We start from the raw sequence: 3,118 nt of genomic DNA on the forward strand, positions 1-3,118 counted from the left end.
AAAACAAAAACCCCATTTTCGTGTAAGAAAAGGGGGTTTTTGAGTAGAGTATAGAACCTGGCACCGAGCGATTGTGGCGTAGGGCAACCCCTAAACTATCGTAGCCGTAGCAGCGTTTCACAACTGAGTTCGGGATGGAATCAGAGTGGTACCACTGCACCATAGGCACCAGGAAAGAATTCAAAATTCAAAAATCAAAATTCAAAAGAAGAAAGATGAAATTTAAATTCGAGGGTACAGAGACCCTGAAGACTGCAAGAAACGCGATAGACATATCAAACAAATGATGAGGTCAAGCCCTCGGTCTGTTAGCACGGCTCGGCTGCATACATTGCTGCACTTCCACCTACCGCCTAAGAACGGGTGTTCTACCCGTGACCTTACCTACTTACGTAGTGAGAGCACTCATCTTGAGGTGGGCTTCCCACTTAGATGCTTTCAGCGGTTATCCGCTCCGCACTTGGCTACCCAGCGTTTACCGTTGGTACGATAACTGGTACACCAGCGGTGCGTCCTTCCCGGTCCTCTCGTACTAAGGAAGGCTCCTCTCAATGCTCTTACGCCTGCACCGGATATGGACCGAACTGTCTCACGACGTTCTGAACCCAGCTCACGTACCGCTTTAATGGGCGAACAGCCCAACCCTTGGGACGTACTTCCGCCCCAGGTTGCGATGAGCCGACATCGAGGTGCCAAACCTCCCCGTCGATGTGGACTCTTGGGGGAGATCAGCCTGTTATCCCTAGAGTAACTTTTATCCGTTGAGCGACGGCCATTCCACTCTGCGCCGTCGGATCACTAAGGCCTACTTTCGTACCTGCTCGACTTGTCAGTCTCGCAGTCAAGCTCCCTTTATGCCTTTACACTCGCCGCACGGTTTCCAAGCGTGCTGAGGGAACCTTTGCGCGCCTCCGTTACCTTTTAGGAGGCGACCGCCCCAGTCAAACTGCCCACCTGAAACTGTCCTTTTTCCAGATAATGGAAATAAGTTAGAATCCTAGCTTCGCCAGAGTGGTATCTCACCGTTAGCTCCACACTCCCCACAAGGAGTGCTTCATCGCTTCCCACCTATCCTGCGCAAGCGAAGCCCGGACACAATTCCAGGCTACAGTAAAGCTTCATAGGGTCTTTCTGTCCAGGTGCAGGCAGTCCGTATCTTCACAGACATTCCTATTTCGCCGAGTCTCTCTCTGAGACACCATCCAGATCGTTACGCCTTTCGTGCGGGTCGGAACTTACCCGACAAGGAATTTCGCTACCTTAGGACCGTTATAGTTACGGCCGCCGTTCACCGGGGCTTCGGTCGTCAGCTTCAAACTTTCGCCCTGACCAACTTCCTTAACCTTCCGGCACTGGGCAGGCGTCAGCCCCCATACTTCCTCTTACGAGTTTGCGGAGACCTGTGTTTTTGGTAAACAGTCGCCTGGATCTCTTCACTGCGACCCACGTCTGAGGTGGGTACCCCTTCTTCCGAAGTTACGGGGCCATTTTGCCGAGTTCCTTAGAGAGAGTTATCTCGCGCCCCTTGGTATTCTCAACCTCCCTACCTGTGTCGGTTTCGGGTACGGGTACGATATGTTCATCACATTACTAGCTTTTCTTGACACTATCCTTCACTATGCGGAGTTCGTAAACTCCTCCCAAACCAATCAGGGTATAGCTATCTTTCATGCGTCCCTAGCAATGCTCCCATACCATAGTCAGGGATTATTGACCCTGTGTCCATCGACTACGCCTTTCGGCCTCGCCTTAGGTCCCGACTAACCCAGAGTGGACGAACCTGGCTCTGGAACCCTTAGGGTTTCGGGGCATTGGATTCTCACCAATGTTTGCGCTACTCAAGCCGACATTCTCACTTCCGTCTCGTCCACAGCTGCTCGCCGCTACTGCTTCTTCCTACTACGGAACGCTCCCCTACCGATTATTATTAGTAATCCCACAGCTTCGGTACATCGCTTAGCCCCGTTCATTTTCGGCGCAAGATCGCTTGACTAGTGAGCTATTACGCACTCTTTCAAGGGTGGCTGCTTCTAGGCAAACCTCCTAGTTGTCTAGGCAATCTCACCTCCTTTATCACTTAGCGATGATTTGGGGACCTTAGCTGGTGGTCTGGGCTGTTTCCCTCTTGACGATGAAGCTTATCCCCCACCGTCTCACTGGCAACGTGTGCTCTGGGTATTCTGAGTTTGTCTCGATTTGGTACCGGTCTCCCAGCCCGCACCGAAACAGTGCTTTACCCCCCAGATATAATCGTTACCGCTGCGCCTCAACACATTTCGGGGAGAACCAGCTAGCTCCTGGTTCGATTGGCATTTCACCCCTAACCACAGCTCATCCGCCGATTTTTCAACATCGGTCGGTTCGGACCTCCACTTGGTGTTACCCAAGCTTCATCCTGGCCATGGTTAGATCACCAGGGTTCGGGTCTATAAACACTGATTATCGCCCTTTTCAGACTCGGTTTCCCTTTGGCTCCAGCATTTCCGCTTTAACCTACCAGTGCCTATAAGTCGCCGGCTCATTCTTCAACAGGCACGCGGTCATCCGTTTAATCGGACTCCCACTGCTTGTAAGCTAATGGTTTCATGTTCTATTTCACTCCCCTTGCGGGGTTCTTTTCACCTTTCCCTCGCGGTACTGGTTCACTATCGGTCACACAGTAGTATTTAGCCTTACGAGATGGTCCTCGCTGATTCACATGGGATTCCTCGTGCCCCATGCTACTCGGGATTCAGCTACTATCCTTTAGTTTTCGACTACAAGACTTTCACTTTCTCTGGTGCAGTATTTAGCTGCTTCGTCTAACCTCTAGATTCGATATTGCTGTCCCACAACCCCATTCAGTAAACCGAATGGTTTAGGCTCTTCCCCTTTCGCTCACCACTACTTAGGGAATCTCTTTTGATTTCTCTTCCTCCAGCTACTAAGATGTTTCAGTTCGCTGGGTTGGCTCTTTCCTGTCTATATATTCAACAGGTAGTATTTAGGGTTGCCCCATTCGGACATCTCCGGCTCTTAGTTTGCTTCCAACTCCCCGGAGTATTTCGTCGGTAACCACGTCCTTCTTCGCCTCTGTGTGCCTAGGTATCCACCATTAGCCCTTATTAGCTTGACCACA

Annotated in this window: 2 rRNA genes; both read right to left on the reverse strand. The window is 51.1% G+C overall.

The annotated features are described in order from the left end of the window. Window positions 1-55 precede the first annotated feature (55 nt). Window positions 56-173: ribosomal RNA gene (rrf, locus tag H6G18_RS24415) — 5S ribosomal RNA — on the reverse strand. Window positions 174-288: 115 nt separating this feature from the next. Beyond that, a 23S ribosomal RNA gene (locus H6G18_RS24420) occupies window positions 289-3,115 on the reverse strand. Window positions 3,116-3,118 lie beyond the last annotated feature (3 nt).

The sequence above is a fragment of the Anabaena subtropica FACHB-260 genome (assembly GCF_014697105.1).
Lineage (GTDB): Bacteria > Cyanobacteriota > Cyanobacteriia > Cyanobacteriales > Nostocaceae > Trichormus > Trichormus subtropicus.